Source organism: Nocardioides maradonensis, from assembly GCF_054777115.1.
This window is the reverse complement of record NZ_BAAHAZ010000004.1, coordinates 227,895-250,637: the sequence shown is the minus strand read 5'-3', so window position 1 is coordinate 250,637 and position 22,743 is coordinate 227,895. Positions and strand designations below refer to the sequence as shown.

Sequence of the window (22,743 nt, the reverse complement as noted above, 5' to 3'; positions counted from 1 at the left end):
CGCATGCCCACTCCCACCACCACGCAGGTCGACCACCTCGTCGTCGGCGCCGGATTCGCCGGGCTCTGTGCGGCGATCAAGCTGAACGAGGCCGGCGAGCGCGACTTCGTCGTGATCGAGAAGGACAGCGACGTCGGCGGCACCTGGCACATCAACACCTACCCGGGTGCCGAGTGCGACGTCCCGAGCCAGCTGTACAGCTACTCCTTCGCACTCAACCCGAGCTGGTCGAAGGTCTACTCGCCGCAGCGCGAGATCTGGGAGTACACCCGCAAGGTGGCCGAGGACTCTGGCACGCTGGACCGCTTCGTCTTCGGCACGGCAGTCGAGGACGCGACGTGGGACGAGGACCAGCAGCGCTGGATCGTCTCGACGCGGTCGACCACCGGCGTGCCCGGCACCACGTACGCCGCCCGCACCGTCATCGCGGGCGCCGGCGGCCTCTCCGAGCCGCGGCTGCCCGAGATCGACGGCATCGACACCTTCCAGGGCGAGATCTTCCACTCGGCCCGCTGGAACCACGACGTCGACCTCGCCGGCAAGCGCGTCGCCGTCATCGGCACCGGCGCCTCGGCGATCCAGCTCGTGCCCGAGCTGCAGAAGGTCGTCGGGCACATGGACGTCTACCAGCGCACCCCGAACTGGATCATCCCGCGCAACGAGCGCGCGTTCTCCGCGTTCGAGAAGGCCGTCTTCCGGCACGTCCCCGGCGCCCAGCGCGCGCTGCGCTCGTTCGTCTACGGCACCCTGGAGGCACGCGTGCCGGCGTTCGCCCGCTTCCCGCAGGCGATGCGCGCGGTCGAGATGCAGGGGAAGAAGAACATCGCGAAGGGCATCAGCGACCCCGAGCTGCGCGCGAAGGTCACGCCGTCCTACCGCGCCGGCTGCAAGCGGATCCTGATCTCCAACAAGTGGTACCCCGCGCTCGACGCCGACAACGTCGGCCTGGTCACCGACCCGATCGCCAAGATCACCGGCAACGCGGTCGTGACCGCCGACGGGGTCGAGCGGCCGATCGACGTGCTGGTCGTGGCCACCGGCTTCTACGTGACCGAGCCGCCCATCGCGCAGCACATCACCGGTCGCGGCGGCCGCACCCTGGCCGACGTCTGGGACGAAGCCGGCATGGCGGCGTACAAGGGCACGACGATCCACGGCTTCCCCAACCTGTTCCAGGTCGTCGGCCCGAACACCGCGCTGGGCCACTCCTCGATGATCTTCATCATCGAGTCGCAGGTCCGGTACGTCGTGGAGGCCGCCAAGGCGATGCGCGCGAACGGCGTCGCGGCGGTCGAGCCCACCCGGGAGGCCCAGAACGCCTGGACCGCCGAGATCCGGCGCCGGATGAAGCCCACGGTCTGGCAGACCGGCGGCTGCGCGTCGTGGTACCTCGACAAGTTCGGCAACAACACCACCCTCTGGCCGGGCCAGACCTTCACCTTCCGCCAGCACCTGCGCACCTTCGACATCGACAAGTACGACGTCACGCCCATCACCGAACGAGAGGCAGTCCCCGCATGAAGTCCCTGAACGACAAGGTCGTCGTCATCACCGGTGCCGGTTCCGGCATCGGCCGAGCGCTGGCGATCAACATCGCGGGCAAGGGCGGCCACCTGGCGCTCTCCGACGTGAACGAGGCCGGCCTCGAGGAGACCCGGCAGCTCGCCGCGAAGGCCGGCGCGAAGAGCGTGCGCACCGACAAGCTGGACGTGGCCGACCGGGACGCGTTCGCGGCGTACGCCGCCTCGGTGGCCGAGGAATTCGGCCGGGTCAACGTGGTCATCAACAACGCGGGCGTCGCGCTGTCGGGCGACCTGAACGACCTGACCTACCAGGACATGGACTGGATCGTCGGCATCAACTTCTGGGGCGTCGTGCACGGCACCAAGGAGTTCCTGCCCCACCTGATCGCCTCCGGCGACGGCCACGTCGTCAACCTGTCCTCGCTGTTCGGCCTGCTCGCTATGCCCGGCCAGAGCGCCTACAACGCCACGAAGTTCGCGGTGCGCGGCATGTCCGAGGCGCTGCGCGAGGAGATGCTCATCGCGGGTCATCCCGTCGGCGTCACCGTCGTCCACCCCGGCGGCATCAAGACCGCGATCGCCCGCAACGCGCGCGTCTCGGACAAGGAGGACAAGGCGGCCACGGCCAAGCTGTTCGACGAGAAGCTCGCGAAGATGACGCCCGAGCGGGCCGCCGAGATCATCGTCAAGGGCATCCTGAAGAACCAGGCCCGGGTGCTCGTCGGCCTGGACGCTCACGCGCTGCACAACTTCCAGAAGTTCACCGGCTCGCGCTACGAGGACATCATCGCGAAGGTCTCGAAGCGGATCCTCCCGGCCAAGGCGAAGGCGGTCTGACCGGCAGCTGGTTTCGATACGCGCTCGCTCGTTCCGCGCTCGCGCTCCTCAACCAGCGACAGTCTCCGTTGGTTGAGTAGCCGCGAGCGCCGGCGAGCGGCGTGTCGAAACCGGCTCAGCTCATCGACTGCAGCTCGCAGTAGTGGTCCTGGCAGGCCGGCAGGTCGCCCCAGGCGGTCGACGCCGCGAAGCGGTGGCCGTCGGAGAGGATCACCCGGAATCCGTAGAACCGCGAGGCGTCGTAGTTCTTCGCGAGGTAGACGATGTCGGCGTCGCCGTCACCGTCGACGTCGGTGGCCACGGCCCCGACCAGGTCGCGGTCGCCGATGCCGGTCTCGGTCTCGGTCATGTCGCTCTCGGGGACCAGACCACCCGTGGAGGCGTTGTACGCCGTGACGGTCAGGTCCTTGTCGTAGCTGTTGGAGTCGAGCACGACCAGCGAGTCGCGGCCGCTGCCGGTCACGTCGCCGGCGATGGCGGCGTCGATGCTGTAGAGCGCGGCGCCCTCGGACGCGGGGACCACGTGCGGCGGCGAGAACGACGTACCGGTGGACTTCAGCACGGTGGTGCCGAGGTTCTCGTAGATGTAGCCGCGCACGTAGTCCTTGCGCGTCAGCGGCACCGTGGACATCACGCCCCACACGTCGGTCCTGCCGTCCCCGTCGAAGTCCCCGACCAGCACGTGGGCCTGCGAGATGAGCATGTTGGGCAGGGAGACCCACTTCTTCGGGTTGTCGAAGCTGCCGTCGCCGTGGCCGCGCATGACGTAGACGTCCACGGTCTGGTTGTGCTGACCCGCGATGAGCAGGTCGGCGTTGCCGTCGCCGTCGAAGTCGCCGGTCTGGACCTGGACCTTGGGATCGCTGTACTGGCGCAGGGTCGAGAAGGACATCGGGATGGCCGAGGTGATCTTGAAGCCCGGCGAGGCCGAGGACAGCGAGAGGTCCTGCGCCTCCTCGTCGTACTGGTAGGTGACGGGGTCGGGTGTGCCGTCGCCGTTGAAGTCGAGGACGACGGTGTCGCCGCTGTCGCCGGTGACCGACAGCGTGGAGATCTTGAACCGGTGGCCGTCGCTGATGCCGGTGACCTGGCGGTGGTTGTCGTAGCCGTCCTCGATGACGGCGCGGACGTCGCCGAGCCCGTCGCCGTCGAGGTCGCCGACCACCGTGGTCGGCTTGTCCGCGGTGGTCGTGCCGTCGGCCCCACCCTTCGACCACGGGTGCAGGATCGCGAGCGTGACGCCGGTGCCCGCGATGAGGAGCAGCACGACGGCGAGCGCGACGAACAGCCCGACGGGCCGCTTCGCGCGCGGCGGCTGCTGCGGCACGAACGGCTGCTGGGGGTAGCCCTGCGGAGGTCCCCAGGCCTGGGGTGGGCTGACCGGCGGACCCCAGCCCTGCGCCGCGTACGCCGGCGGGGCCATCGTCGGAGGAGCCGTCGGAGGAGCCGTCGGCGGCACCGGCGGCACCGGCGGCGCGGCAGGTGGCGGGGTCGGCGTCGTACGGCGACGCTCGTCGGTCCAGGCGGCTCCGTCCCACCGGCGCTCCCACCCGTCACCGTCGGGGTACCAGCCTGCGGGCGTCGAGAAGTCACTCACGCTTCCTCTCTGCCCCACGGCGACCTGCACCGAAACCCTTGTGGGGGTGTGGCAGGGGCGGGAGGATGCAGGCCACTGCTGCGAAAGGTTCCTCGTGGTCTCGCTCCCGTCCCTCCCGTCCGTCCGTCCCATCGATCCCACCTCGGCGGCCTTCCTGCTCGCCGAGACGCGCAACCAGCCGATGCACGTGGCCGGGTTGCAGCTGTTCGAGAAGCCCGACGGCGCCGGGCCCGAGTTCGTGCGCGAGATGTTCGAGTCGATGCGGGACACCGAGACGATCGCCCCGCTCTTCCTCAAGCACCCCTACCGCTCCGTCGGTACGGCGGGCCAGCTGGTCTGGCGCGACGACGAGCAGTTCGACATCGAGCACCACGTCCGGCACAACGCGCTCCCCCAGCCCGGCCGCATCCGCGAGCTGCTCGAGCTCGTCAGCCGGCTGCACTCCACGCGACTCGCGTGGGAGCGGCCGCTGTGGGAGCTGCACGTGATCGAGGGCCTGGCCGACGGGCGGGTCGCGATGTACACCAAGATCCACCACGCCCTGGTCGACGGCATCTCGGCCAACCGGCTGCTGGCCAGCGTGCTGTCGACCGACCCCGACCGGCGTCACATGCTCGCGCCGTTCGCGGAGGGTGCGGCGGGGCGCCGCCGGCCGGCCGAGCCCGAGCAGACCGACGCGGCGACGGTGTCCGAGGCCGCCGTCGGCGCCGCGGGCGCGGTGGCCGAGGTCGCCACCGGAGCGGCGGGCGCGGCCGCCCGGACCATCGCCGACCTGCCGGCCGACGTGGTCCGCACCGCGCTCAGCATCAGCGCCGAGGCGGCCGGGATGCCGCTCGCGCTGGTGAAGACGCTGCGCAAGGGGATGAAGAACGAGACCTCGGCACTCTCGCTCTCCGCGCCCCGCACGATCTTCAACCAGAACATCACCGGCTCACGCCGGTTCGCGGCCGACGACTGGCCGATCGAGCGGCTGCGCGGGATCGGCAAGGCGACCGGGACCACCATCAACGACATCGTGCTCGCGATGTGCAGCGGTGCGCTGCGGACCTACCTGATGGAGCTCGACGCCCTCCCGACCGAGCCGCTCGTCTCGATGGTGCCGGTGGGCCTGAAGGCCAAGGAGGCCGGCACGGCGTCGGCGAGCGGCGGCAACGCGGTGGGCTCGGTGATGGTGCGCCTGGCCACCGACCTCCCCGACCCCGCCGACCGGCTCAAGGCGATCCACAAGTCGATGAAGGACGGCAAGGAGGCACTCTCCTCGATGACGCCGACCCAGATCGTCGCCATGAGTGCGCTCGGCATGGCGCCCGCGATGATCCAGCCGATCCTCAAGATGCAGGGGTTCGTGCGGCCGCCGTTCAACCTGATCATCAGCAACGTCCCCGGCCCGCGCACCGCGCACTACTGGAACGGCGCCAAGATGGTCGGCAACTACCCGGTCTCCATCCCGATCAACGGCATGGCGCTCAACATCACCTGCACGTCGTACGACGGCAACATGGGCTTCGGCCTGACCGGCTGCCGGCGTACCGTCCCGCACCTGCAGCGGCTGCTCACCCACCTCGACACCGAGGTGGCGGCGCTGGAGAAGGCTGCGGGTCTCTAGGTGGTGCAGATTTCCCAAGGTATGTAGCGAAGTCGGCGCTTCCCCGCCTCTGCAGCGGCTGGGAAGTGCAGGGTTTCCTACATCCCTTGTGAAATCTGACGTTCCGCGAAGCCGCCCCCCACCCGCTCCGCCACCGCCCGCAACCGCGCCCGGGTGATCGCGGAGACGGTGGCGTAGCCGGCGACGTCGGCGCTGGATCCCGGGACGACGGGCTCGGCCGAGTTCACCGACAGGCAGGTGCGCCGACCCCCGTCGGCCAGGTTGGCCAGCGCGACCGCGTGGCCGGTGGTGCCGCTGCCCGCGAAGTAGTCGAGGACCCGCGCGTCCGACGGCATGGTCTCGATGATCCGGCGCAGCAGGCCCGTCGGCTTCGGCGAGGCGAAGACCGGCCCGATGAGCGACTTCACCTCGGCCACCGCGGTGTCGGTCGACCCGATCTCCTCGGCGAGCCAGATCGTGCGCAGCTTCTTGCGGCGCCCGCCCACCGGGTGCCGCCAGTCGCGCTGGAACACGTCGGGCCGGCGGCCACCGGCCCCCCGGACCCAGCGGCACTCCAGGTCGTCGGGTCGCTCCCCGATCCGCGGCGGCGACCACCGCCAGACCGCCGGCCTGCCGTCGCCGAAGACGGGCTTGATCTCGACGGCGCCTGCGAACGGCTCGAGGCGCACCTCCCCGGTCTCCGGGTTCCCCCACACCGGGAAGTGCAGCGTCGGCGCGGTCAGCGGGTTGAATCGCTTGTTCGTGTTGCGCAGCGGGAGCCGCCGGTAGCGCCGCCCGTCCTCGGCCGTCAGCGGGAAGTCGCTCTCCACCACCGACGATGCCGAGGACGGGTCGAGCACGCAGCGGGCCGGATCGCGCGCGTAGATCAGGAGGTACTCGTGCGACGTCGCGAAACCACCACCGAGCTGGCGGCCCTTGGGGTTGAGGTTCACCACCACCTGGGCGAGGAAGCCCGCTTCGCCGTACACCTCGTCCATCAGCAGGCGCAGGTGCGCCACCTCGTGGTCGTCGATGCTCACCGCGATCGCGCCGGTATCGGCGAGCACGCGCCGGCCCGCCTCCAGCCGCGGCCGCATGAACGCGCGCCAGGCCGCATGGCTGCCCTCGCGGCCCTCGCCGTGGCGGCCGCGGAACGCGTCGCGGTAGGCGAAGTCGTTGCCGGTGTTGTACGGCGGGTCCAGGTAGATCAGGTCGTACGACGCGGGCTCGAGCCGGCCGAGCACGTCGAGGTTGTCGCCCTCGACGAAGGTGTTCCACGGCTCGTGCACGTCGCCATCTTCGCCGCAATCGGCCCCCACACCGCGGAATCTCCCCGATCCGGGCGGGCGATTTCCTTACGGTGGAGCGCATGCGTCTCTTCCCCGCGCTGCTGTGCTGTGCCCTTCCCCTGACCCTGGCGCCCGCCTCGGCGACCACCGTCCCGACGCCGCACCCGCACGGTCCGGGGGCGTCCTACGGCGAGCGCTGGCAGACCTCGGACCGGGTCGTCGGACCGGACCGACCGACGCTGCGGCCGGACGCGCGGCCGGTGCGCCGCACGATCACCCGCTACCAGTACTTCGTGCGGCCGGGGGTGCGGGTGTCGTCGTACCAGCAGCAGATCGGGGCGCGCAGCATCCGCTACTACGTCACCCGGATCCACTGGAGCACGCCCGGCGTCGCCTTCACGCTCGCGCAGCCCCCGCACATCGGCCAGGTGCAGACGGTGCGCTGGATGACGCACAACACCCCGCGCGCGGTGGTCAGCGTCAACGGCGACTTCTTCGACATCGGTGAGACCGGGGCGCCGCTCGGGCTCGGCGTGGTCGGCAGGAAGGTCGAGCACGGCATCAATTCCGGCTGGAACTCCGCCTTCTACGTCAACAAGTACGGCGTCCCGCACATCGCCACCCGCGACCTGACCCTGACCGCGCCGCTCTACCCGCACCTCGGGCTGACCAACCTCAACTCGCCGCAGGTCCGGCCCGGCGGCATCGGCGTCTACGACCACCGCTGGGGGAAGACCGGCGGCTACGCGTGGGTGCAGTGGCAGAAGAAGGACATCGCGATGGCGCACGTGGTCAACCACCGCGTCGTCGAGATCCGGCGCGGGTTCCAGGCCGGCAACCGGATCGTCGGGCAGTACCTGGTGGCGCGCGGCGCCGCGGCGGTACGCCGCCTGCACCGGCTCCGCGTCGGGCACAAGCTCTGGGTGCGGGCGACCGTCCAGGGTGGGCCGCGGACCGCGATCACGGGCAACGCGTTCCTCATCGAGCGCGGGCGGATCGTCGCCACCGACGACACCCAGCTGAACCCGCGCACCGCCGTCGGCATCAACCCGGCGCACAAGTGGGTCTTCTTCCTGACCGTCGAGGGGCGTCAGGAGTTCAGCGACGGCTACACCATGGTCGAGCTCGCGCGCCGGCTGCGGATGCTCGGCTGCACGAGCGCGCTCAACCTCGACGGCGGCGGCTCCACCACGCTCGTCGCCGGCACCGGCGACAACCAGCGGGTGCTCAACTCGCCGTCCGACGGGGTCCCGCGCAAGGTCGGCAACGCGCTGGCCGTCACCTACCGGAAGCCGCGCACGAAGCACCACTGAGCCGCTGGGAGACTGGTCCGCGTGGCCCGGCGTACCTTCTCCCGAGCGGAGCTCGAGTCCTACCGCGACGCGGTCGTCCCGGACCTGCTGCCGCCACCCGGGCAGGAGCTGCGGCTGCTGTTCGTCGGGATCAACCCCGGCCTGTGGACCGCGGCCACGCAGACGCACTTCGCGCACCCGGGCAACCGGTTCTACCCGGCGCTGCTGCAGGCCGGCGTGATCACCGAGCCGATCGACCCCGCCGACGGGATGACCGACGCCGAGCGCGACGTGCTGCGCGGGCGCGGGATCGGGATCACCAACCTCGTCCACCGCGCGACCGCGAAGGCCTCGGAGCTGTCGACCGAGGAGCTGCTGCTCGGCGGCGAGGCCCTGACGGCACTCGTCGCCGAGCGGCGGCCGCGGGTGGTGGCGGTCGCTGGCATCACGGCGTACCGGAGCGCCTTCCGGAGGCCGAAGGCGGTCATGGGACGCCAGCCCGAGGACCTCGCCGGCAGCGAGCTGTGGGTGGTGCCGAACCCGAGCGGGCTCAACGCCCACGAGACCGTCGCCTCGCTCGCCGTGGCGTACGCCGAGGTCGGCCGCGCGGCCGGGCTCCTCTAGGGCTGTCTCCTTACTCACCGCCTACTACGCGACGTTTCCGACTCGATGCGGCTTCGTTGGAGCCGATCGACGTGCGATCCAGCATGCCGTCGCGTCTCCGTTGCCGCATCGGCCGCAAACGCCGCTCGCTACGGCGCTGAGTAAGGAGACATGCCCTAGCGATCAGCGCGGCCCGACCGGTCGGTCACCCTTCAGGGTGATCCGCCGCATGACGCGCTGCGCGGTGTAGTCGCGGTTGGCGTAGTGGGCGGTGCTGCGGTTGTCCCAGATGCCCACGTCGCCGGCGCGCCACCGGTGGCGGACGACGTGCTCGGGCTTCGTCAGGTGCGCGTACAGCAGGTCGAGGATCCCGCGGCTCTCCGCCTCGGAGACACCCACGACGTGCGAGGTGAAGCCGGGGTTGACGAACAGACCCTTGCGGCCCGACTCCGGGTGGACGCGCACGACGGGGTGCTCGACCGGCGGGATCTCGGTGATCTTCCTGCCGTTCCACTCGTTGCCCATCCCCTGGTGGCGGCGCAGGAACGCACCCCACTCGCGGTTGCCGTCGTGGACGGCGGTGAGCCCGTCGACCAGCTCCTTGACCGGCTCGGAGAGCGAGTCGTACGCCGCCTGGCTGTCCGCCCAGCTGGTGTCGCCACCGGTCGGCGGCAGCTCGACGGCCCGCAGGATCGACCCGAGCGGCGGCTCCTCCATGAAGGTCACGTCGGTGTGCCACACGTCGGAGAAGCTGAACTCGGGGTCGGCCGAGTCGATGTTGTAGATCTCGGGGTGCGCGGCGTCGAGGCCGGGGACGACGGGGTGCGCGGCCGTGACCGAGCCGAGGCGCCGGCCGAGCTCGACCTGGTCGTCGTCGCTGAGGTCCTGGCCGCGCAGGAAGAGCACCTTGTGCTCGACCAGTGCCTGGCGCAGGGCGCCGATCTCGGCGTCGGTGGCCCGACGCAGGTCGAGACCGAGGACCTCGGCACCGAGGGTGGGGCCGAGCCGGTCCAGGGTGAGGTCAGCGGTGGGGCCGGTCGGGTCGGTCGTGGGGGTGAGGGCGTCGACGCTCATGGGGAGTGTCCTTTCAGCGGTGGGCGGGGTCGAGTCGGTGGTGGAGCAGGCGGAGCAGCGCGTCGAAGGTGATGCCGAGGATCGAGATCGTGACGATGCCGCTCAGGACGAGGCTGGTCTGCAGGTTCACGCCGGCGTTGTTGATGAGGTAGCCGAGGCCGCGGGTGGCCGCCATCAGCTCGACGGCGACGATGCTCGTCCACGCCGCCCCCATCGCCAGGCGGGTGCCGGTGATGATGCCCGGGACGGCCGCCCGGAGCCGGACGGTGAGCAGCGACCACAGCGGCGACGCGCCGAGGGCGCGGCTCGCCTGCACCAGCTCCTTGGGTACGCCGTCGAGGGCCGAGACGGTGGCGATGATCATGATCGGCACCACGCCCACGACGATCAGCAGGAACTTCGCGGTCTCGCCGATGCCGAACCAGACGATGAACAGCGGGATGAAGGCGAGGGGCGGCAACGGCCGGCTGAGCTCGATGAGCGGGTCGATGAGGTGCCGGACGATCGGCACCGACGCCATCACGCCGCCGATGGCGACGCCGAGCAGCACGCCCGCTCCCCACCCGGCGAGGATACGGACGACGCTCACCAGGGCGTGGCCCCACAGCGTCTCGCCGGTGCCGGCCGGGTAGCGCGTGCCGAGGTACTCGACGAAGGTGTGGGCCGTCGCCGGCACGGTCGGCAGGATGACCGGATCGCCCTTGACCACGGCCAGGAGCTGCCACAGCCCCAGCGCGAGCGCGACGCCGGCAGCGCCCCAGCCGATGCGCGACCAGGAGAACCGGCGCTGGCGCGTGACCCCGGCCGGCTCGGCGCGGCCCGTCGGGACGGCGCCGACGCGGTCGGTCACCTGGGCCGTCATGACACGGGCCCTTCGAGGGCCTCGCGCACCTGGCGCTTGAGGGAGACGAACTCGAGGGTGTCGACGACGTCGAGGTCTCGCGGTCGGGGAAGGTCCACCTCGAAGGTGGCCCGCAACCGGCCGGGGCTGCCCGTCATCACGCAGATCCGGTCACCGAGCAACACGGCCTCCTCCACGTCGTGGGTCACGAAGACGATCGTGATCCGGTCCCGTTCCCACAGGTGCAGCAGGAACCGCTGCATCGCCACCCGGGTGATCGCGTCGAGCGCACCGAACGGCTCGTCCATGAGCAGCAGGCGCGGGCGGTTGATGAGGACCCGGGCGAAGGCGGCCCGGTGCCGCATCCCGCCCGACAGCTCGTGCGGGTAGGCGTCGGCGGCGCCGTCGAGGCCGACGGTCCGCAGCAGGTCGTCAGCCCGGCGGCGTACGTCGGCATCGAGCTGGTGCCGGGCCCGGGGGCCGTAGAGCACGTTGTCGCGGGTCGACAGCCACGGGAACAGCTGGGGCGTCTGGAACAGCACGCCGCGCTCGGGGCCCGGGCCGACGACGGGGTCGCCGTCGACCGTGATCCGACCGCCGTCCGGTCGCGAGAAGCCCGCGAGCATGTCGAGCAGCGTCGACTTGCCGCACCCCGAGGGCCCGAGCAGGCAGAGGAACTCGCCCTCGCGGACGTCGAGGTCGAAGCCGTCGAGCGCGGTGCGGGTCTGGCGTCGGCCGCGGCCGGCGAAGGTCTTGGTGACGTCCCGGACGGACACCAGGGCATCCGTGCGCGATCGCGCCGCCACGGTCGCGGCGGTCACTTGGCGCACCCGTCCTGCAGCGCCTTCTTCACGTAGGAGGCGTCGAGGTGGTCGGCGATCTGCTGCGCCGTCGGGGTGGTCGTGACCCGCCCCTGGTCCTTGAGGAACTGTGCGGTCAGGGCGTACGCCTTCGCGATCCTGCCGTCCGCGACGTCGCCCGAGGGCCCGGTGAACCAGGACAGCTCGTCGGAGGCCTTGACCCACGGGATCACCTTCGTCGCGGCGACCGCCTCGTCGGGCGTCGCGCCGACGAGGTGCGCGCCGTTCGCGATGTACTGGTCGGCCTGGGGCGTGGCCACCAGCGTCTGCGCCCGCATCACCTGGCAGACCAGCGCCTGCACGCGGTCGGGGTACGTGGCGGCGTACGACTCGGTCACGGCCAGGACGTTGAGCGAGGGGTAGCCGAGCTTGGCGATCTGCTCGGCAGTGACGACCGTGCGTCCGCCGGCGTTCTTCACCAGGTCGAGGGCCTGCGCGATCTCCACGTACGCCGCGTCGATCCGGTGTGCCTTGTACGCCGCCGCGACCGCCGCCTCGCTCGGGAAGCCCACGACCTTGACCTTGTCGGCGAGGCCCTGCTTCTCCAGCCAGCCTCGGATCTCGAAGTCCTCCGAGGAGCCCTGGAGGTCGCCGACGGTCTTCCCGGCGAGCTGGTCGTTCGACGTCACCGAGGACGGGACGATCAGCTGGGCGGCGTCGAAGTACTCGGCGTACACGACCTTGAGCGGGGTGTCCTGCGCGATCGCGCCCACCACCGGCGGGTTGCCCACGCCGGACACGAACGGGAACGCACCGCCGCGCAGCTCGGCAAGGCCCGCGACGCCGGAGTCGATCGGCGTCAGCTTGATCGGGGAGCCGACCTTGCCCGCGAGGTCGCTGTTGCCGGCGACGAGCACCTCGGAACCGATCGTGGCGCTCTGGAAGTAGCCGATGCCGATGTCGGAGCCGGAGGCACCGCTCGCCGCACCGCAGGCGGACAGGCCGAGCATGGTCAGGACGCTGAGGACGGGGAGCAGGCGTGGCCTGCGTCCCGAGAGGAAGGAGCTCACCCGTCAAACATAAGTAATCCGCTCCACTTAAGCAAGAATGGCACGCCCCGTAGGGTCGAGACATGAGCCGACCGGTCCTGCGCACGATCCTCAGCCTGGCCGCCGCCGTGGCCCTGACCGCCAGCTGCGGCACCTCACCGCACAGCGTCGCGGAGCAGGCGGCCGCGCCGACCCACCAGCGGACGACGCCACCCGCGAACCAGGTCACCAAGGTGCTCGTCTTCGTCGTCGAGAACCACTCGATGTCGCAGATGCGGGCCGGGATGCCCTGGGTCTACGACCAGGCGCTGACCTACGGCCACACCACCGACTACCACGCGATCCGGCACCCCTCGCTGCCCAACTACCTCTCCATCGCGGGCGGCTCGACGTTCGGCGTGGCCGACGACGCCTCCCCGTCCTCGCACCCGTTGAGCGGTGCCTCGGTGTTCGGTCGCGCGCTGGCGAGCGGCCACACCGCGAAGCTGTACGCCGAGTCGATGCCGGCCAATTGCTACCGCCTCCCGTCCGGGCGCTACGCGGTGAAGCACAACCCGTGGGCCTACTTCACCGCCGAGCGGTCGGCGTGCGGGCGTCGCGACGTACCCCTCTCGGCGCTGGCCGGCGACATCGCCGGCGGCCGACTGCCCACCGTCGGCATGGTCATCCCGAACCTGTGCAACGACGCCCACGACTGCTCGCTGACCACGGCCAACCGGTGGCTGCGCGCGAAGGTGGGGGCGGTCAAGGCCGGGCCCGACTTCACCAGCGGTCGCCTGGCCATCGTCATCACGGCGGACGAGGACGACCACAACCAGGGCAACAAGGTGCTCACCGTCGTGCTGCAGAAGTCGCTGCACGGCAAGGTCGTCGCGACGGCGCTGAACCACTACGGCCTGAGCCGCTCGCTGTCCCAGGTCTCGCACACGCGCCCGCTGCGGCACGCCACCGGGGCGACCTCGGTGCTGAGCGCCTTCGGCCTGACCTTCGGCTGAGGGTCCCTTCGGGCCTGCTTTTGTTTGCCATCACCCTCTTCCGCCGGAGGATCTCCCGGGTCTAGCGTCGCCGGGAGGCACATGGTGATCCCCACGCAGTGCCCTTTCGGGAAGGTCAGAAGATGTTGCACTCCAAAGTCGCGGCGATCGCTGCGACAGCGGCCGTGGGCCTCGCGGTCGCCACCGCTCCGCCGGCTCTCGCGGACCAGTCGACGCCCTCCGGCGCGTTCGTGACCCGAGCGCCCGAGACGGCGTTCCACACCGGCAGCGCGGGTGCGCTCGGCGTCGCGTGCGCCCGCCCCAACGGCTCGGTGTCCACCACGATCCACTGCTACAACCCCGACCAGCTGCGGGCCCACTACGGCCTCGGCCCGCTGGCCACCAGCAACGACGGCGCCGGCCAGACCATCGTCCTGGTCGACTCCTACGGCTCGCCGACCGCCGCCCACGACCTGGCGACCTTCGCCTCCACCTACGGCGGCCCGGCTCCCGACTTCGAGCAGGTCTTCCCGCTCGGCCAGCCCGGCTTCACCACCACGACCGGCAACGGCGTGGGCCAGTCCGGCCCGGTCTCGGCCGACGGCTGGGCGGGCGAGGCCAACCTCGACATCGAGTGGGCCTACGCGATGGCACCGAAGGCGCACATCGTCCTGCTCGCGACCCCGGTCGCCGAGACCCAGGGCGTGCAGGGCCTGCCGAACCTGATGAAGGCCATCGACTGGGCGATCACGAAGTACCCGGCGGGCACGGTGTTCTCGATGTCCTTCGGCACCGACGAGTCGGCCTTCGCGGGCGGATCCCCGGCCCAGCAGTTCGCGAAGTTCGACCAGACCTTCCGGCGTGGCCAGGCCAAGGGCGACACCTTCTTCGCGTCGTCGGGCGACAACGGCAGCATCGGCGTCACGCGCGCCCACCGCGCCACCGCGACGTCCCCGGATCCGCAGGTGAGCTACCCGAACGTGTCGCCGTACGTGACCTCGGTCGGCGGCACCCAGGTGCAGGACGGGTGGACCTGGGACCCGCAGCAGGACGTGCCGTTCAACCCGGACGGCTCGCGCAACCTGGCCTACTGGAACTGGCTCGCCGGCGGCAACACCGAGGCGACCTGGAACGAGAGCTGGGCCGGGATCGGCACCGGCGGCGGCCTGTCGACCGTCTACCCGCGGCCGGCCTTCCAGAACGGCGTCGCGAGCGTGGTGGGCAACCACCGCGGCGTACCGGACCTGGCGTGGAACGCGGCCGTCAACGGCGGCGTGCTCGTCTTCCACACCTTCTTCCCGGAGGTCGAGGGCAGCAACCAGTGGTCGGTCTTCGGCGGTACGTCGGCGGCCTCGCCGCAGGCAGCCGCCCTCACGGCGGTGGCCAACCAGGCCCGCGCCGCGGCCGGCAAGGGTCCGATCGGTGACCTGAACAAGGCCATCTACTCGGCCGGCTTCGACCGCTCGAGCGCCTTCGCCGACATCGTGCCGCAGAGCTACGGCACGACCCCGAGCGGCGTGGTCGACAGCAACCGGATGTGGGACACCCTGGCGGACGGCTCGGTCGCGCCCGACCCGGTGACCGGCTACCTGTCCACCACCGGCTACGACCTCACGACCGGCTGGGGCGCCCCGCGGGCTCCCGGCTACATCGGTCAGCTGGTCGCCCAGCCGTAGGACTGCTCGACACCACGGTGCCCTCGCCTCCCGGCGGGGGCACCGTGCCCTGTCCGTCCCGATCGCTACGGTGAGGTCATGGCGAAGAGTGCGGCGGCGATGGTCGTGGCCGGTGACCGCGAGGTGCGCGTCTCCAGCCCGGACCGGGTGATCTACGAGGCCACGGACCGGACTCCGGAGATCACCAAGCTGCAGGTCTGCGCGTACTTCGCGGCGGTCGGTGACGCGCTGATGCTCGCCCTCGGGGAGCGTCCCACCGCGATGGAGCGCTGGCCCGACGGCTACCGCGAGGGCTGGCGGCTCGCGACGGGGCCGATGGACAAGGAGGGCGAGGGCTTCTACCAGAAGCGGCTCCCGCGCGGCGCGCCCGAGTGGGTCGAGACGGTCGAGGTGACCTTCCCCAGCGGCCGGACGGCCGACGAGCTCTGCCCGACCGAGCCCGCGTCCCTGGTGTGGGCAGCGCAGATGGGCACGCTGACCTTCCACCCGTGGCCGGTACGCCGCCCCGACACCGACCACCCCGACGAGCTGCGCATCGACCTCGATCCGCAACCCGGCACCGGGTTCGGCGACGCGGTGCGGGTGGCCGGGGTCGCGCGCGAGCTGCTCGAGGAGCTCGGGCTGCGCGGCTACCCCAAGACCAGCGGCAACCGCGGCGTGCACATCTACGTGCGGATCGCGCCGGAGTGGACCTTCGAGGACGTCCGGCACGCCGCGATCGGGTTCGGACGCGAGCTGGAGAGGCGCGATGCCGGGGTGACCACGGCGTGGTGGAAGGAGGAGCGCGGCGAGCGGATCTTCGTCGACTTCAACCAGAACAACCGCGACCGCACCATCGCCTCGGCCTGGTCGCTGCGACCCCGTCCCGGGGCACCGGTCTCGACGCCGATGACGTGGGAGCAGCTGGCCGAGGTCACCGACCCACGCGCCTACAACCTGCTGACCGTGCCGGACCTCCTGAAGGACGGGAACGCCTGGAGCGACATGGACGCGACGGCGTACTCCCTGCAGCCGCTGCTCGACCTGTGGGAGGCGCACCCGGTCGAGCTCAACTTCCCGCCGGACTACCCGAAGATGCCCGGCGAGCCGCCGCGGGTGCAGCCCTCGAAGAAGGTCGCGGAGCACTGGGACGCGGACGGCAACAGGATCTCCTGAAACTTTTCTACGAGCCGGTGCATGCGGCCCGGGTTTGCGGGTACCGAGCGCCGCGGCGCCGTTCAGGACGCCCCTCCCGGTCGAGGTGAACACACCCCTGGCGCTCGGGCGGGCGGGGTCTCCTGGGGACCCCCCTCCTCCAGGCAGCCGCACGGGGCCGCCCCGCCGATCACGCATCTGGCCTGGGGCGGCCCCCGGTCACGACGGCGGCGACGCGTCGGTGGCCACGACGTCGCCCGTGCTGAGATGATCCCCGCGTCAGGCCGGAACCCGGGATCTCAGTGCTGAGGAGAACGACATGGCCGAGAACAGCGGAGCTCTCGACGCGGAGGCCAAGCGGCGGGTCCGCGACGCGCTCCGGGCACAGGTGGCCGGAGCGTCCGCGGCGTTCACGGCCTCGGTGGCGGACGAGCAGGACGGCGCCGAGCTGGACCAGGTGGCGGTGACCTCGGTCGACGACCTCTCGCAGTCCGACGAGGCCGGCGAGCTCGCCGGACGGATCGGCGCGATCGGCGAGGCCAGGGCGGGGCTGCTCGCGCAGGTCGACGCCCTCGACTTCGGGGTGACCGACACCGTCCGACCTGGCGCCGTCGTGGCGTTCGGGGGCGACCACTACGTCGTCGGCGTTGCCGCCGACTCCTTCGAGGTCGACGGGACCGGCTACGAGGGCATCAGCGCGGACTCGCCCCTGCTCGAGGTGATCGCGGGCCTCCGGGCCGGCGACAGCTTCACCTTCAACGGGCGCCAGCAGGTCCTCGACCTCGTGGTTTGACCCTGCTCAGGCGTCCTTGGGCTCCAAGGTGAGGCTGATCGAGTTGATGCAGTAGCGGTCGCCGGTCGGGGTGCCGTAGCCGTCGGGGAAGACGTGGCCGAGGTGGGAGCCGCAGTTGGCGCAGCGGACCTCGACCCGCTTCATCCCGTGGCTGTTGTCCTCGAGGTACTCGATGGTGTCCGAGATCGGCTGGTAGAAGCTGGGCCAGCCGCAGCCGGAGTGGAACTTGGTCTCCGACTCGAACAGCTTCGCCTGGCACGCCTTGCAGCGGTAGACACCGGTGGTCTCGGTGTCGGTGTACTCGCCGGTGAAGGCGCGCTCGGTGCCGGCCTTGCGGAGCACGGCGTACTCCTCGGGCGAGAGCTCCTCGCGCCACTCCGCATCCGACTTCTCGACGTTGTAGGCCATGGCTCCAGCCTACTCAGCGGCACTAGACAGGAGCCGGGCCGAGGATGGGCATGCCGGCGTGCCGCCACGCCGCGAAGCCGCCCACGACGTCGGTCGCCCGGAGCACCCCGATCTCGCGCAGCGCGTGCGCGGCCAGGGACGAGGTGTAGCCCTCCTGGCACAGCACGATCACGCGGAGGTCGTACGCCGCCTCGGGCACCCGCGCGTCGGAGCGCGGGTCGAAGCGCCACTCGAGCACGTTGCGCTCGACGACCCGCGGCTCCAGCCACGGCGCGACCTCACCCTTCGCGGCCCGCTGGGCGGCGGGGCGGATGTCGACCAGGACCGCACCGTCGGTGATGACCTCCTGGAACGCCGCCCGGGGCGAGAGCCGGTCGAGGCCGGCCCGCGCGGAGGCGAGCATGGCGTCGATGCCGTCGTACCGTGCGAGCGGACGGGGGTCGACCGGGAGCGCGCTCACCAGTCCGCCCCTGCCTGCTCGACGCCGAGCGCCTCGAGCCGGTCGCCGCGGAAGGCGAACCGGGTCATCGTGGACAGCCGCGGCCCGTAGGCGTGCAGCGACAGCGCCGGCTCGCTCCCCTCGTTGCGCACGTCGTGCGCGTAGCCGGGCCCGAACGCGCGCCCATCGCCGACGCCGATGTCCTGGATGTGCAGGCACCCCGGGAACGAGTGCTCGGTGAGCGTGCCCCGGAGGACCGTGAAGGCACCGGCGGACGTGCCGTGGTCGTGCCAGTCCGTGGAGGCTCCCGGCGGCCAGGCGATGAGCCAGAGCTCGTGCTCGGGGGTGGTGAGCAGCCGGATCCAGGTGCGGTCCTCCGGGGCCGGGTCGAGGAGGTCGAGCAGGTCCGGGTCTGCGGCCTGCGCGCGGACAGCCTCGAGCAGCGGGAGAGGGGCGATGTCGATGGACATGCCCTAATAATGCATTAACTCACTAGACTTTCAAAACTTTACCTCGCCGGCGAGCAGAAGTGACGGCTACGGGAGCCGCTCCAGCAGGTCGGCCACGTCGGCCCGGCGCCCGGTGTAGAACGGGACCTCCTCGCGCACGTGGCGGCGGGTCTCCGAGCCGCGCAGGTGGCGCATCAGGTCGACGATCCGGGTCAGGTCGTCGGCCTCGAAGGCGAGGATCCACTCGTAGTCGCCCAGCGCGAAGCTCGGCACCGTGTTGGCCCGAACGTCGGGATAGCCGCGCGCCATCTGGCCGTGCTCGGCGAGCAGGCGACGGCGCTCGGCGTCCTCGAGCAGGTACCACTCGTAGGAGCGCACGAAGGGGTAGACCGCCACGTAGTCGTGCACCCGCTCGTCGGCCAGGAACGCCGGCAGGTGGCTGCGGTTGAACTCCGCGGGCCGGTGCAGCGCCATCTGCGACCAGACCGGGGCGAGCCTTGTGCCGAAGGCGGTACGCCGCAGCCGGTGGTAGGCGCTCTGCAGCTGGTCGGAGTCCGGGGCGTGCCACCAGACCATCAGGTCGGCGTCGGCGCGCAGGCCCGCGACGTCGTACACACCGCGCACGACGACGTCCTCCCCCGCGAGCTCCTCGATGAGGGTCTCGAGCTCGGCCGCCTCGGCCTTGCGCTCCACCTCGTTGGGGCCGAGCGTCCGCTCGAGCTTGAACACCGACCACATCGTGAAGCGGATGGTGTCGTTGAGCTCGTTGATCTTGGCGGCGTTGCTCTGGATGTGGGCCTGCGGGTCGGTCATGGCTCCATTGTGCCGGGGATCGTCAGGCGCCGTACCCCGCCTCCCGGGCCCGCACGATCGCGTCGGCCCGACCGCTCGCGCCGAGCTTGGCGTAGATGACCGAGACCGTGTTGCGGACCGTCTTGTTGGAGACGTAGAGCTCCCCGGCGATGTCGTCGTTGGACCGGCCGGCCGCGACCATCCGGAGCACCGACCGCTCACGCTCGGTGAGGTCGGGGAACGGCTCGTCCTCGACCGGTCGGGGGCCGCCGGAGAGCAGGCCCGCGATCCGGCCCGCGAGCGCACCGCCGAAGACCATCCCGCCGGCGGCGGCCGTGCGGACCGCGTGCTGCACCTCCTCGGCGCCCGCGCCCTTGAGCAGGTAGCCGCGCGCTCCGGCCCGGATGGCACCGAGGACGGTGTCGTCGTCCTCGTTCATGGTCAGCATGACCACGCGCAGGTCGGGCGCCCGGCCCACCAGGAAGCGGGTCGCCTCGATGCCGTCGAGCTCGGGCATCTGGATGTCCATCATCACGACGTCGGGCGCGCTCTCGGTGACGACGTGGACGGCCTCCCTGCCGTCGGTCGCGGACCCGACGACGTCGATGCCGTCGAGGGCGCCGAGGAGGGCCACCAGCCCGTCGCGGACGATCTGGTGGTCGTCGACGACCACCACCCTGATCGGGCGGATCGGGTCAGGCATCGGTGCTCCTCAGCGGAAGGCGGGCACGGACCACCGTGCCGCCGGTGGGTGGGCAGGTGATGTCGGCGGTGCCGCCGAGCTCGGCGGCCCGCTCGCGCAGGCTGACCAGGCCGACCCCGGCCTGCCTGTCGGCGTCGATGCCGACGCCGTCGTCGGCGAGCTCGACGGTGAGGGCGTCGCCGGCGAGGCTGAACGTCAGCCTGGCCCGCCGGGCGTCGGCGTGCCGGGCCACGTTGGTGAGGGCCTCCCCCACGATCCGGTACGCCGCCACCTCGACCGCCGCCGGGAGCGCGCCGTCGAGCACCGGCGCCTCCACCTCCAGCGGTACGTCGAGCCGCTCGGCCTGCTGGCGCAGCGCCCCCACCAGGCCGCGGTCGTCGAGGGCGGGCGGGCGCAGGTCGTGGACGAGGCGGCGTACGTCGGCGACGACACCCTGCACGTGCTCCGCGATCGAGCCGATCTGCGTCGCCGCCCGGGCCGGGTCGCTGCCGACCGCCATCCGGGCCGCCTCGAGCTGGAAGACGACCCCGCTGAGGGACGGGCCCAGGCCGTCGTGGAGGTCGCGGCGGATCCGGCGCCGCTCCTCCTCACGGGCGGCCACCAGCCGCTCCCGGCTCGCCTGCACCTCGTCGGCGAGCCGGCTCGCGCGGGCAGCCGTCGCGGCCTGGCGGACCAGGTCGCCGAGCAGCCGCTCGTCCTTGGCGCTCAGCCGGCTGCGCAGCCCCTTGACCGGCAGCACCAGGCGCCCGACCTCGGCACCCCGGTAGGCGATCGGGAGCGTGCGCACGTCGGCCGGCTCCTCGCCGTACGACGCCAGCAGCCGCTCCCCCGCTCCCCGGTCGACCTCGACGCCGACGTAGCGCACGCCGAACGCGTCGGCGACGGCCCGTGCGACGGCGGCGAGCTGCTCGGACCCCTCGTCGGTGGTCTCGAGGGCGGCGGCGAGGCCGGCCACGGCGTCGTACCTCTCGGAGCGGCGGCCGACCAGCAACCGCTGGACCAACCGCGCCAGCCGCAGCCGCAGGGGTGCGTAGAGGAGCACCGAGAGCAGCAGGACGGTCAGCACCACCTGGCGCTGGTTGAGGGCGTCGCCGAGCACGGCGGTGAGCAGCACCAGCACCGCGGCGTCGGCGGCCAGGATGACGAGCGCCAGGACGGTCCAGACCAGCGTGCGGAGCAGCAGGTCCTCGATCGGCACGACCTCGGGACGGACGATGCCGACCGTCATCGCGGCCGCGGGCAGCAGCATCATGATCGCCATCACCGCGTCACCCAGGTGCGAGATCTCGAGCCCCGCGGAGACGGCGAGCAACAGCCCGATCGCCATGACGCTCCACGCCAGCCAACGCATCCGGTCACGGTCCACACCGCGCGAGCGTCGGTAGCGGACCACCACCGACACCATCGCGAGGAGCAGGCCGCCGACGGACACGGCCAGGCAGATCGGGCTCGCCACCGCGGTGACCGCGGCGGACAGCGGGAGGGCCCCCGCGTCCAGGTCCACCCCCGCCGGCAGCGGTACGTCGGGCAGGCCGGTCGCCGGCGACAGCACGACCATCGTGCCGCCGAGCGCCATGGCGGCGATCGTCACCCGGCCGACCCAGCGCCAGGCGCCGGGCAGCAGACGTCCGTCCGGGAACAGCAGGAGCAGCAGCGCGAGGCTGAGCGGCAGGAAGGAGCCGATCCGGTTGAAGAACCAGAGCGCCAGGTTGCTGCCGGCGAGCGCGTGGTCGGCCGTGACGGCGTACCGGACGAAGGACTGGCTGAAGCCGTCGAGCACCCAGAAGATGCCGAGCCACGCGAGGCCCCAGCCGAAGCCCTGGCCGGGTCGGCTGGCCAGGATCACCGCGGCCAGCATCGTGAGCACCGCGCCGAGCAGCGTGTACGGCGCCCCCCAGCCACCGCTCAGCTCCACGCCGGAGCCGGCCGCGGGTGAGGCCGCGTCGAGCCACACCGACGTGGCGGATGCGGCAACGCCGAACAGCACCGCGACCCCGACCGCCACGAGGGCGGCCGGGGCTCGACGGAGGGGGGCCGGATCGGGCATCCGGACATTCTGGTGCCGGATCAGGCTCCCCGTGGGGGTTTCCGGCATCAGCGGGGGCTGCGGTACGCGCGGTCGCCGACGGTGAAGCCGAGGGCGGTGACGAGCAGCATCAGCACACCGGTGACGGCCGCCATGTACTCCAGCGGCGAGACGCCGAGCAGCGTGGTCAGGCCGCCCAGGACGAGCCCGACGACGCCGATCCAGCGCGGCAGGCCGCCACGACGGGCGATCGCGAACAGGGCGAGGCCGGAGAGGCCCGCGAGGCCCCAGACCCACGGGATGGTGCCGATCCAGTGGTTGTAGAGCGCGGCGTTGTAGCTGTCGACGGACTTGTCGTCGGCGGCCAGGCTCATCATGAACTCGGTGTCGAGGCCGCTGCCGAGGATCATCACCACGGCGGTGCCGATCCAGCCGGCGAGCGCCACGACGGCCGCGGTGCTGGTGCCGACGACGGAGCGGAGCCGCCCGAACAGACCGGCCGCGAAGACGATCATCAGCATCGCGCCGACGACGGTGATCGAGTGGAACGCGAACATCACGCCCGTCTGCGAGGCGATCTTCTCGGCGATCCGGTCGGGCTGGCCGACGAGGTCCTGGTCGTAGACGCCGTCGACCATCGAGGAGGTGACGATCGTGCCGATGCCGGCGAGGCCCGCGCCGATGCCGGCGAGCGGCCAGCGCCGGCCCTGGGCCTGCTGCGGCCGGACGACCCGGGTCGGGAGGTCGGAGCGGACGGGGTTGTCGGTCGTGACGGAGGTGGTCATCGCTGGTTCCTTTCGGGAGGGGTCGGTGCGATGACCCGAGGTTGCTGGGCGGGGTGTCCCGGCCGACAGGGACA

Annotated in this window: 22 protein-coding genes; 9 read left to right on the top strand and 13 right to left on the bottom strand. The window is 71.6% G+C overall.

Annotated elements, in window-relative coordinates; translation table 11 throughout:
- Positions 1 to 3: 3 nt before the first annotated feature.
- Together ACYVAQ_RS06430 and ACYVAQ_RS06425 are read left to right on the top strand one after the other, a co-directional pair.
- A complete protein-coding gene (locus ACYVAQ_RS06430; protein WP_460787662.1) occupies positions 4 to 1,521 on the top strand; it encodes a flavin-containing monooxygenase in 1,518 nt (505 codons plus the stop codon).
- Positions 1,518 to 2,360 (top strand): SDR family NAD(P)-dependent oxidoreductase, encoded by an 843-nt coding sequence (locus ACYVAQ_RS06425; RefSeq protein WP_460787661.1) that lies wholly within the window; start codon positions 1,518 to 1,520, stop codon positions 2,358 to 2,360. Before ACYVAQ_RS06430 ends, ACYVAQ_RS06425 begins: the two co-directional genes overlap by 4 nt.
- 115 nt (positions 2,361 to 2,475) lie before the next feature.
- On the opposite strand, the gene ACYVAQ_RS06420 is transcribed toward ACYVAQ_RS06425, so the two are convergent.
- Positions 2,476 to 3,957, bottom strand: a complete 1,482-nt coding sequence (locus ACYVAQ_RS06420; RefSeq protein ID WP_460787660.1) for an FG-GAP-like repeat-containing protein — start codon at positions 3,955 to 3,957, stop codon at positions 2,476 to 2,478.
- A 94-nt stretch (positions 3,958 to 4,051) separates the two neighbouring features.
- On the opposite strand from ACYVAQ_RS06420, the gene ACYVAQ_RS06415 reads away from it, so the two are divergent.
- Positions 4,052 to 5,563 carry a WS/DGAT/MGAT family O-acyltransferase gene (locus tag ACYVAQ_RS06415; protein WP_460787659.1) on the top strand — a complete coding sequence of 504 codons (1,512 nt, stop codon included), beginning with the start codon at positions 4,052 to 4,054 and terminating at the stop codon, positions 5,561 to 5,563.
- Between the two features lie 77 nt (positions 5,564 to 5,640).
- Here the strand turns inward: ACYVAQ_RS06415 and ACYVAQ_RS06410 are convergent, their stop codons facing one another.
- Positions 5,641 to 6,831 carry a site-specific DNA-methyltransferase gene (locus ACYVAQ_RS06410; protein ID WP_460787658.1) on the bottom strand — a complete coding sequence of 397 codons (1,191 nt, stop codon included), beginning with the start codon at positions 6,829 to 6,831 and terminating at the stop codon, positions 5,641 to 5,643.
- 80 nt (positions 6,832 to 6,911) lie between these two features.
- Between ACYVAQ_RS06410 and ACYVAQ_RS06405 the strand changes: the two genes are divergently transcribed.
- Both ACYVAQ_RS06405 and ACYVAQ_RS06400 read left to right on the top strand, forming a co-directional pair.
- Positions 6,912 to 8,144 (top strand): phosphodiester glycosidase family protein, encoded by a 1,233-nt coding sequence (locus ACYVAQ_RS06405; RefSeq protein ID WP_460787656.1) that lies wholly within the window; start codon positions 6,912 to 6,914, stop codon positions 8,142 to 8,144.
- Between the two features lie 21 nt (positions 8,145 to 8,165).
- The gene (locus tag ACYVAQ_RS06400) at positions 8,166 to 8,747 is read left to right on the top strand and encodes a mismatch-specific DNA-glycosylase (RefSeq protein WP_460787655.1); all 582 of its coding nucleotides are present in this window, start codon (positions 8,166 to 8,168) and stop codon (positions 8,745 to 8,747) included.
- Positions 8,748 to 8,909: 162 nt separating this feature from the next.
- Here the strand turns inward: ACYVAQ_RS06400 and ACYVAQ_RS06395 are convergent, their stop codons facing one another.
- Genes ACYVAQ_RS06395 through ACYVAQ_RS06380 form a run of 4 tightly spaced genes read right to left on the bottom strand, consistent with a single transcriptional unit; the run spans position 8,910 to position 12,511 of the window.
- Complete coding sequence (locus ACYVAQ_RS06395) at positions 8,910 to 9,800, bottom strand: TauD/TfdA dioxygenase family protein (RefSeq protein WP_460787654.1); 891 nt, start codon at positions 9,798 to 9,800, stop codon at positions 8,910 to 8,912.
- Between the two features lie 13 nt (positions 9,801 to 9,813).
- On the bottom strand, positions 9,814 to 10,662 hold the full coding sequence (locus ACYVAQ_RS06390; protein ID WP_460787653.1) for an ABC transporter permease: 849 nt from the start codon (positions 10,660 to 10,662) through the stop codon (positions 9,814 to 9,816).
- Positions 10,659 to 11,417 carry an ABC transporter ATP-binding protein gene (locus tag ACYVAQ_RS06385; RefSeq protein WP_460787652.1) on the bottom strand — a complete coding sequence of 253 codons (759 nt, stop codon included), beginning with the start codon at positions 11,415 to 11,417 and terminating at the stop codon, positions 10,659 to 10,661. Before ACYVAQ_RS06385 ends, ACYVAQ_RS06390 begins: the two co-directional genes overlap by 4 nt.
- A 41-nt stretch (positions 11,418 to 11,458) precedes the next feature.
- Positions 11,459 to 12,511: an ABC transporter substrate-binding protein gene (locus tag ACYVAQ_RS06380; RefSeq protein WP_460787651.1), complete on the bottom strand. Its 1,053-nt coding sequence runs from the start codon at positions 12,509 to 12,511 to the stop codon at positions 11,459 to 11,461.
- Positions 12,512 to 12,573: 62 nt separating this feature from the next.
- On the opposite strand from ACYVAQ_RS06380, the gene ACYVAQ_RS06375 reads away from it, so the two are divergent.
- The 4 genes from ACYVAQ_RS06375 (at position 12,574) to ACYVAQ_RS06360 (ending at position 17,067) form a co-directional block, all read left to right on the top strand.
- Positions 12,574 to 13,485, top strand: a complete 912-nt coding sequence (locus ACYVAQ_RS06375) for an alkaline phosphatase family protein (protein WP_460787650.1) — start codon at positions 12,574 to 12,576, stop codon at positions 13,483 to 13,485.
- Between the two features lie 122 nt (positions 13,486 to 13,607).
- A complete protein-coding gene (locus ACYVAQ_RS06370; RefSeq protein ID WP_460787649.1) occupies positions 13,608 to 15,140 on the top strand; it encodes a S53 family peptidase in 1,533 nt (510 codons plus the stop codon).
- A 78-nt stretch (positions 15,141 to 15,218) separates the two neighbouring features.
- Positions 15,219 to 16,295: a DNA polymerase domain-containing protein gene (locus tag ACYVAQ_RS06365; RefSeq protein ID WP_460787648.1), complete on the top strand. Its 1,077-nt coding sequence runs from the start codon at positions 15,219 to 15,221 to the stop codon at positions 16,293 to 16,295.
- Positions 16,296 to 16,593: 298 nt separating this feature from the next.
- Positions 16,594 to 17,067, top strand: coding sequence for a hypothetical protein (locus tag ACYVAQ_RS06360; protein WP_460787647.1), 474 nt, complete (start codon positions 16,594 to 16,596; stop codon positions 17,065 to 17,067).
- A 6-nt stretch (positions 17,068 to 17,073) separates the two neighbouring features.
- On the opposite strand, the gene msrB is transcribed toward ACYVAQ_RS06360, so the two are convergent.
- From msrB to ACYVAQ_RS06325, 7 genes are all read right to left on the bottom strand, one after another.
- Positions 17,074 to 17,475 carry a peptide-methionine (R)-S-oxide reductase MsrB gene (msrB, locus tag ACYVAQ_RS06355; RefSeq protein ID WP_460787646.1) on the bottom strand — a complete coding sequence of 134 codons (402 nt, stop codon included), beginning with the start codon at positions 17,473 to 17,475 and terminating at the stop codon, positions 17,074 to 17,076.
- A 22-nt stretch (positions 17,476 to 17,497) separates the two neighbouring features.
- Positions 17,498 to 17,935 (bottom strand): rhodanese-like domain-containing protein, encoded by a 438-nt coding sequence (locus ACYVAQ_RS06350; protein ID WP_460787645.1) that lies wholly within the window; start codon positions 17,933 to 17,935, stop codon positions 17,498 to 17,500.
- Positions 17,932 to 18,384, bottom strand: a complete 453-nt coding sequence (locus ACYVAQ_RS06345) for a cysteine dioxygenase (protein ID WP_460787644.1) — start codon at positions 18,382 to 18,384, stop codon at positions 17,932 to 17,934. Before ACYVAQ_RS06345 ends, ACYVAQ_RS06350 begins: the two co-directional genes overlap by 4 nt.
- A gap of 66 nt (positions 18,385 to 18,450) precedes the next feature.
- Positions 18,451 to 19,176: a hydrogen peroxide-dependent heme synthase gene (gene hemQ / locus ACYVAQ_RS06340; RefSeq protein ID WP_460787643.1), complete on the bottom strand. Its 726-nt coding sequence runs from the start codon at positions 19,174 to 19,176 to the stop codon at positions 18,451 to 18,453.
- A 22-nt stretch (positions 19,177 to 19,198) separates the two neighbouring features.
- Complete coding sequence (locus tag ACYVAQ_RS06335; protein WP_460787642.1) at positions 19,199 to 19,858, bottom strand: response regulator transcription factor; 660 nt, start codon at positions 19,856 to 19,858, stop codon at positions 19,199 to 19,201.
- Positions 19,851 to 21,905 (bottom strand): sensor histidine kinase, encoded by a 2,055-nt coding sequence (locus tag ACYVAQ_RS06330; protein WP_460787641.1) that lies wholly within the window; start codon positions 21,903 to 21,905, stop codon positions 19,851 to 19,853. The genes ACYVAQ_RS06335 and ACYVAQ_RS06330 overlap by 8 nt, the downstream gene beginning before the upstream one ends.
- A 47-nt stretch (positions 21,906 to 21,952) precedes the next feature.
- Positions 21,953 to 22,669, bottom strand: coding sequence for a hypothetical protein (locus ACYVAQ_RS06325; RefSeq protein ID WP_460787640.1), 717 nt, complete (start codon positions 22,667 to 22,669; stop codon positions 21,953 to 21,955).
- Positions 22,670 to 22,743 lie beyond the last annotated feature (74 nt).

Excerpts from the sequence above, each read along its gene's own strand:
- ACYVAQ_RS06335 (WP_460787642.1), bottom strand. The coding sequence starts at position 19,858 with ATGCCTGACCCGATCCGCCCGATCAGGGTGGTGGTCGTCGACGACCAC.
- ACYVAQ_RS06345 (WP_460787644.1), bottom strand. The coding sequence starts at position 18,384 with ATGTCCATCGACATCGCCCCTCTCCCGCTGCTCGAGGCTGTCCGCGCG.
- msrB (WP_460787646.1), bottom strand. The coding sequence starts at position 17,475 with ATGGCCTACAACGTCGAGAAGTCGGATGCGGAGTGGCGCGAGGAGCTC.
- ACYVAQ_RS06395 (WP_460787654.1), bottom strand. The coding sequence starts at position 9,800 with ATGAGCGTCGACGCCCTCACCCCCACGACCGACCCGACCGGCCCCACC.
- ACYVAQ_RS06365 (WP_460787648.1), top strand. The coding sequence starts at position 15,219 with ATGGCGAAGAGTGCGGCGGCGATGGTCGTGGCCGGTGACCGCGAGGTG.
- ACYVAQ_RS06325 (WP_460787640.1), bottom strand. The coding sequence starts at position 22,669 with ATGACCACCTCCGTCACGACCGACAACCCCGTCCGCTCCGACCTCCCG.
- ACYVAQ_RS06360 (WP_460787647.1), top strand. The coding sequence starts at position 16,594 with ATGGCCGAGAACAGCGGAGCTCTCGACGCGGAGGCCAAGCGGCGGGTC.
- ACYVAQ_RS06405 (WP_460787656.1), top strand. The coding sequence starts at position 6,912 with ATGCGTCTCTTCCCCGCGCTGCTGTGCTGTGCCCTTCCCCTGACCCTG.
- ACYVAQ_RS06375 (WP_460787650.1), top strand. The coding sequence starts at position 12,574 with ATGAGCCGACCGGTCCTGCGCACGATCCTCAGCCTGGCCGCCGCCGTG.
- ACYVAQ_RS06390 (WP_460787653.1), bottom strand. The coding sequence starts at position 10,662 with ATGACGGCCCAGGTGACCGACCGCGTCGGCGCCGTCCCGACGGGCCGC.
- ACYVAQ_RS06370 (WP_460787649.1), top strand. The coding sequence starts at position 13,608 with ATGTTGCACTCCAAAGTCGCGGCGATCGCTGCGACAGCGGCCGTGGGC.
- hemQ (WP_460787643.1), bottom strand. The coding sequence starts at position 19,176 with ATGACCGACCCGCAGGCCCACATCCAGAGCAACGCCGCCAAGATCAAC.
- ACYVAQ_RS06330 (WP_460787641.1), bottom strand. The coding sequence starts at position 21,905 with ATGCCCGATCCGGCCCCCCTCCGTCGAGCCCCGGCCGCCCTCGTGGCG.
- ACYVAQ_RS06425 (WP_460787661.1), top strand. The coding sequence starts at position 1,518 with ATGAAGTCCCTGAACGACAAGGTCGTCGTCATCACCGGTGCCGGTTCC.
- ACYVAQ_RS06430 (WP_460787662.1), top strand. The coding sequence starts at position 4 with ATGCCCACTCCCACCACCACGCAGGTCGACCACCTCGTCGTCGGCGCC.